We start from the raw sequence: 6,541 nt of genomic DNA on the forward strand, positions 1-6,541 counted from the left end.
GTACCGGATTCAAATGTTTGGATGCGTTATAGCTATGACCGAACTCAGACTGACATGTTTAATGGTAGACAATCAATAGACATGAAGACATCAGTGATTGAAATGGGTGTGGATGTATTATCTTTAGACCAATTTAAAGTAGGGGTTTATGGTGGATACGGTCACAGTTCAATTGATACCCAACAAAAACACAGTAAACGTAACGGTGATGGTAGTGTGACCGGTTATAACTTAGGGGTTTACGGTAACTGGAATGCACAAACCAATGGTGAAGGGCTTTATGTCGATACTTGGGCACAATATAGCTGGTTCAAACATAAAACATCCGTTCATTTATCAAATTCAAGAAACTATTCAAGCAAATATAATGGGAACGCATTAAGTTTATCTGCTGAAGTTGGTTATGGATTAATTGTTCTTGAAGGCGATGAGAAAAACTGGTTACTTGAGCCACATGCTCAAATTGGTTATACCTGGTTAGACAGTGATAAGTTTAATTTAGGTCGTGCAGGTAAAGTCGACAACATTAATGCAGATGGTGCGCAATTACGCATAGGTGCACGTTACTATGGTCAAAGCACAAAATCTGGTTACGGCGTGTTACCATTTATTGAAGCAAACTGGCTATATGATTCATCTTCACCAGAAGCGAAAGTAAAAGGAAAACATGTTGATTCAAATCAAGGTAAAAATTACGCAGAGTTTAAAGTCGGTGTGAGTGGAAGCATGACAAAATCACTAAGTGCTTATGCTCAACTAGATACTCGATTTGGCTCAGATAAATATTCACGAATTGGTGGACAACTAGGTTTAAATTATTCATTCTAACAATAGTAATATCTTAGTAAATACAAAGCAGTACGATTTAGTACTGCTTTTTTTATAGATAACTATTAATAACATCAAAAACTATACGATAGTAGGGACTAATCTAACCGAATAATCGATTCTAAACAGCTAAAAAATCATTCATTTAGTTTTGGTGAACAATCTCGATTTTTAATGGATTTAAAATAACAAAAAAGGACAATGTAAGCCGTTCCTGTCGATAGCAGATCTGCTGTTGGCGATGCTGCCCAAACACCATCAAAACCAAAGAATAGCGGTAAAATATATAACGCTGGTAATAAAATTAAAATCTGCCTTGAAAGACTTAATAGAATCGAAATTTTTGCCATGCCAATACATTGGAAAAAGCTTGTTGTGACCATTTGAAAACCAACAAAAGCAAAGGATAGTGTAGTATAACGAAGCGCTATTGCTGATAATGAAACTAAATCTTGTTCGGAACTGAAGGCCTTAACTAATGTATCAGGAATAAAGAATCCAAGAACAAATCCAATTGAAGTGACCACCGTTGCAACTTTTACGGCATAAAAAAACGTAGCTTTTACTCTTGCGTAATTTTTAGAACCATAATTGTAACCAATTATAGGTTGCATGCCTTGATTGATGCCGATAACTATCATGATAATTAAGGTAATAAGTCGATTTGCATTTGAATAAGCTGCGATAGCATCATCGCTTGATTCATGGGCTAATGGTGCATAGTGATTGAGTTGCCAGTTGATAAACACAACCACAACGGAAGCGGCAATTTGCATAGCAAAGGGTGACATCCCGATAGATAAGATCGCTTTGACAATTTTCAAATTGAGTCTGAAATTGCGTAGATACAATTTAATATTGCTGTTTTTACTAACAAAATGCTGCATGACAAACAGAAAACTTATCAACATAGATAGCGTCGTTGCTAGGGCTGCCCCTCGCATACCCCAACCCAAACCAATAATAAAGATTGGCGCTAAAATTATATTAGCAATAACGCTGACAAACATTGTTACCATCGCTTTAAACGGATAACCACTTGCACGCATCATATTATTATAGTTAAACGTCAATGTTAGAAAGATACTGCCGGGTAAAAAGACTTCTAAAAATTCTCTGGCGTAAGTATGATTAACGGGACTTGATCCCACAAACCGTAAAACGGGATCAACAAAAAAAAGCAATAATGACAATGTTAAACCACTTAATAGCGCACTTAACATAAACGAGGTACCGGCAACTTTTTCTGCCTGATCATTTTCGCCTCGCCCTAAAAAAATTGATATTCGGCTAGCAGAACCTATTCCAACTAACATACCTATTCCTGCCGCAAAATTCATGACTGGCAAAATAAGCCCAGCGGCGCTGAGTGCTTCACGCCCAATCCAATGACCGATAAAAATACCATCAATAATGTTATATAACGTATTAACAATTGTTCCTATCACCGCAGGCAATGCATATTGCCAAAATAATGAACTGATTTTTTTATTTCTGAAATCATTATAAATATCTTTGGAGTGAGCCATAGTTATTATTACCACATAAGGTTTTTTAAAGGTTATTTGTTTACAATATAGTTTAATATATTATTTAAAGTCAGTGATGTTTGCTAGTTGAATTAGCAAAATTCGTTACTTTGACGATTTATCAAACCAACATTTAAAATTAATATTCAATTAATACCAGTAAAATTTTTTAGAAAGCGAGCCATCGTCACCCATTTTAGCTTTAAATGATAAGAAAGCTTAAATAGATAAGATGTTATTGCCGATTTTGAAATGTCTATCGCATATAAGTCAAACAGGTTTTCATTTGTTGATAGCACTTTTTCAGTGCTTTGGTAAAATATACCATAATTTAATACTGCGATCCAAATAGGAATCCCTAATGAGTGTACAAATAGAAAAAGTTATCTTGCATAAATTAATTAGAAAAAGCGATACTGAAATTGAACTACAATTGCGTGACTCGATGTTAAGTAATCAGCAAGCTGTGGTTAATTTAATTGAAGATATAAACCGTATTTATAATAATAAAAGTAAAGCATATGGTTTATTCAACGAAGAAAGTTTATTTGAACAATCCCTTAAAGAATTGCGGCTTGGCAACCAAGATTTTTTACATTTTAGTCAAGAATCCACCAAACAATTACGCAATGAACTAGCTAAATATCCTTTTGCTGAAGGTGGCACTGTCGTTTTTTGTCACTACCGTTATTTAGCCGTAGAGTACCTGATCATTGCGGTTTTAAATAGTTGTTCGAGCATGTTAGTCAATGAACAACTTGATATATCTGAAACACAATATTTAGATATTGATCATGCTGATATTATCGCTCGAATTGATATCACTGAATGGGAAACCGATGCAGATTCTAAACGTTACTTAACCTTTTTAAAAGGAAGAGTAGGGCGTAAAGTATCAGACTTTTTTATGGATTACTTAGGTGCAAGTGAAGGGTTAGATGCCAAAGCACAGAATAAAACTTTAGTGAAAGCGGTTGATGATTATTGTCAAGAAATGCAATTTGATAAACAAGACAAAGTTCATGCACGTGAAAATGTTTACAATTATTGCCAAGCTCAGTTGCAAGCCGGTGAAGAAATTGAGCTTAAAAATCTCGCCAATGAATTACCAACTAATGGTGATAACAATTTTATAGAATTTGTTAAAAACAGTGATTACGATTTGGAAGAAACGTTTCCGGTTGATCGTAGTGCTTTGCGCCAACTTAAAAAATTCTCAGGAAGTGGAGGGGGATTAACATTAAGTTTTGATTCCGATCTACTTGGTGAACGAATTAAATGGGATCCGCAAACCGATTCATTAGTGATAAAAGGTGTGCCACCTAACTTACGTGATCAGTTGCAACGCAATAGTGGTTCAAACTAATTATACACTCCCTTTTTTAACACAATTATCAGGATTCAAAAGTATGAAATATGTTGGCGCGCATGTGAGCGCTTCTGGTGGGGTCGATAACGCCCCAATCAATGCTTATCAAATAGGCGCAACTGCTTTTGCGTTATTCACCAAAAATCAACGTCAATGGCATGCAAAACCACTTGAAAGCGCTATGATCGATAGCTTTAAAAAGCGCTGTGAAAAATACGGCTTTACTAGTAAACAGATATTGCCTCATGATAGTTACCTTATCAATTTAGGTCATCCGGATAGTGAACAACTTGAAAAATCACGCACCGCCTTTTTAGATGAAATGCAGCGCTGTGAGCAACTCGGATTAACGTTACTTAATTTCCACCCGGGTAGTCATTTAAAACAGATATCAGTTGATGAATGCCTCAGCCGGATTGCTCAATCCATTAATATTACGTTAGATAAAACTAACAATGTGGTTGCTGTAATTGAAAATACCGCAGGTCAAGGCTCTAATTTAGGTTATAAATTTGAACATTTGGCACAAATCATTGACCAAGTTGAAGATAAAAGTCGCGTTGGTGTCTGTATTGATACTTGTCACGCCTTTGCTGCCGGTTATGATTTACGTACTGAAAAAGCCTGTCAAGAAACGTTCGCCGAATTTGAAAAAATTGTTGGTTTTAAATATTTACGAGGCATGCATTTAAACGATGCCAAAAGTGAACTTGCCAGCCATGTTGACCGCCATAATAGTTTAGGAAAAGGGAACATTGGTGAAACGGCTTTTAAATATATTATGCAAGATCCAAGAATTGATGAAATCCCGCTGATTCTCGAAACTATCGATCCGGATATTTGGGCGCAAGAAATTGCATGGCTAAAAGCACAGAGTAAATAAAATTAAATTAAAAAATGCCAATGAGAAGAGCAACTATTCAAAGATTTACCTTTAATTGTATTCTGCTTTGAATAGTTCGCATTTAGCTGTGAAGACTTCGATTTTATTTTCCTTACAATGACGGAATAACACCAAAGGTGATAATCGCCATTAAATGGGACTTTCATGACATTATCCAGTTAAAATTTAACCAAAGTACATTGGTATTTGAAAGAATTACAATAACAATAAATGTAATAGGAAGGCACACAAAGTGTGCTAAAACAGTGAACCAGACAACCAGTAGCCTAACGTTGTCTTATAAAAAGTGCATAGGAAATAAAATGAAAAAGCAGTTATATTTATTACTGATGAGTTTTATCGCATTGTTATTACTCAGCAATTGCAGCACCAACACCAAGTCGAATAAATCTGAAACTTCCGGATCGAATTTAAATGTCATAAAAGATGTCGATATATATCATATGCTGATAATCGAAGATATCGACCCTGGTAGGGTATTTTTTCACGTATCGTTATCAGAAACTTTACCGCTCGATGCTAACAAGAAAATACTACCTGCCAATCTAACCTCAAAAAAATATACATTAACCGACAAAGAACGTAAATTGTTTATGAAAATGGCAGGGATTGCAGAAGATGCGTATTTCTGGATTTATGATTACACAGACAATCAACTCTACTCCTATCCAATTTCATCTTTGGAAGCAACAGCGATATTAGATGTTTATAGTTCACCTCCTTATAATACGAGAGATTATCGAATTGGATTCGAATTACCGCAAGATTTATTGCCAAGGATTGATTCAAGTTATGATTTATTGGTTTCTATAACAAAAGATAATCCTTTTGCACAAGAACAACTTACACCACTTGATTGGCGGTTAATTCCAAATGCAAATTATCCGGATACAGGACCAGATAAATTATCAAATAGAAATTATGGAAATGTCCCAAAGTATCTAAAAAGTTACATGGCCAATGCGAATAATATGACTTTTTATGTTCAGGATTATGTAGATGAACAACATCCACAACTACTGGATATTTATAAAATTTTTGAAAGAGAACTTCTAGTTGTAGATAAAGAAGGTAACACTCTTTTTAAAAGGCGCATGTATCAATCGGAAGGTACCTCATTAGTTGGTTTAAACAATTACCATGATTATGAAAATGAAAAATTCCAATGGGCAGGACAATTATTCAAAGATTTACCCCCAGTGGTATTTGGTTTTGAATGGTTTTCATTTAGCTGTGAAGGCCTCGATTTTATTGTGCCTTACAGGGACGGAATAGAATTTAAATGTGATAATCGCCATTAAATGAAACTTTCAAGACATTATCTTGTAAAAATTAACACAAGTGCCTTATTGTTAGTAAAAGGTATAATAAAAATAAATGTAACAGGAAAGCACACAAAGTGTGCTTAAACAGTGAATCAGACAACCAGTAGCCTAACGTTGTCTTATAAAAAGTGCATAGGAAATAAAATGAAAAAGCAGTTATATTTATTATTGATGAGTTTTATCACATTGTTATTACTCAGCAATTGCAGCACCAACACCAATTCGGATAAATCTGAAACATCTGGATCGAACATAGAAGTAATAAAAGATGTCGAGATATATTATGTGGAGAGCGTCGAATATCTCGACCCTGATAGGATATTTTTTCATGTATCGTTATCGGAAACTTTACCGCCCGATGCTGACAAGAAAATACTACCTGCCAATCTAACCCCCAAAAAATATACATTAACCGACAAAGAACGTAAATTGTTTATGAAAATGGCAGGGATTGCAGAAGATGCGTATTTCTGGATTTATGATTACACAAACAATCAGCTCTACTCCTATCCAATTTTATCTATGGAAGCAACGGCGATATTAGATTCTTATAGATCCGATCGTTCGCCTCCTTATAATACGGAAG

At 35.0% G+C, this 6,541-nt stretch carries 6 protein-coding genes; 5 read left to right on the plus strand and 1 reads right to left on the minus strand.

Features of this window, described 5'->3' with window-relative positions; all coding sequences use genetic code 11:
• The coding region (locus A9G10_RS06320; RefSeq protein ID WP_143425965.1) for an autotransporter outer membrane beta-barrel domain-containing protein at positions 1 to 828 on the plus strand (828 nt) is incomplete at its 5' end.
• Positions 829 to 965: 137 nt separating this feature from the next.
• On the opposite strand, the gene A9G10_RS06325 is transcribed toward A9G10_RS06320, so the two are convergent.
• Positions 966 to 2,357 carry an MATE family efflux transporter gene (locus A9G10_RS06325; RefSeq protein ID WP_065558714.1) on the minus strand — a complete coding sequence of 464 codons (1,392 nt, stop codon included), beginning with the start codon at positions 2,355 to 2,357 and terminating at the stop codon, positions 966 to 968.
• A 361-nt stretch (positions 2,358 to 2,718) separates the two neighbouring features.
• On the opposite strand from A9G10_RS06325, the gene yejK reads away from it, so the two are divergent.
• From yejK to A9G10_RS06345, 4 genes are all read left to right on the plus strand, one after another.
• The gene (gene yejK / locus A9G10_RS06330) at positions 2,719 to 3,723 is read left to right on the plus strand and encodes a nucleoid-associated protein YejK (RefSeq protein WP_065558715.1); all 1,005 of its coding nucleotides are present in this window, start codon (positions 2,719 to 2,721) and stop codon (positions 3,721 to 3,723) included.
• A gap of 43 nt (positions 3,724 to 3,766) precedes the next feature.
• The gene (gene nfo / locus A9G10_RS06335; protein WP_065558716.1) at positions 3,767 to 4,609 is read left to right on the plus strand and encodes a deoxyribonuclease IV; all 843 of its coding nucleotides are present in this window, start codon (positions 3,767 to 3,769) and stop codon (positions 4,607 to 4,609) included.
• 323 nt (positions 4,610 to 4,932) lie between these two features.
• Entirely contained in the window at positions 4,933 to 5,931 is a 999-nt protein-coding gene (locus tag A9G10_RS06340; protein ID WP_065558717.1) for a hypothetical protein, read from the plus strand.
• Positions 5,932 to 6,099: 168 nt separating this feature from the next.
• Positions 6,100 to 6,541: hypothetical protein (locus A9G10_RS06345; protein ID WP_143425966.1), on the plus strand; the 442-nt coding region annotated here is incomplete at its 3' end.

It is taken from the genome of Gilliamella sp. wkB308, assembly GCF_001690185.1.
GTDB lineage: Bacteria > Pseudomonadota > Gammaproteobacteria > Enterobacterales > Orbaceae > Gilliamella > Gilliamella apicola_I.